We start from the raw sequence: 239 nt of genomic DNA, 5'->3' as shown, positions 1-239 counted from the left end.
GTGCAGAAACGATATTCATCTGGATCATTTGCAACGCAATACGACGCGCCGCAACGGCCGTTTTTGGGCAAACTTTCAAAACGCGAAGAGCTTCAATCATCCCGCTTCGTGTTTTAGGTGTGACAGTGCGTATAAGTGAGAAAGCTGCGTGGGCGGCACTTTCAGCATCAATTGTGTCACTTTTACCGCGCCTGCGACGCTCCATCTTATCCGGAGCAGTCACTTCCAGAACGGTGATC

The 239-nt window shown here is 50.6% G+C and carries 1 pseudogene; it reads right to left on the bottom strand.

Annotated elements, in window-relative coordinates:
* Positions 1 to 239: pseudogene (locus tag IAE50_RS25825) on the bottom strand (IS110 family transposase); the annotation flags it as partial.

This window comes from Kosakonia sp. S42 (genome assembly GCF_016624785.1).
Lineage (GTDB): Bacteria > Pseudomonadota > Gammaproteobacteria > Enterobacterales > Enterobacteriaceae > Kosakonia > Kosakonia cowanii.
Note: the sequence above shows the minus strand (reverse complement) of the source record. Positions and strands in the feature narration are given on the sequence as shown.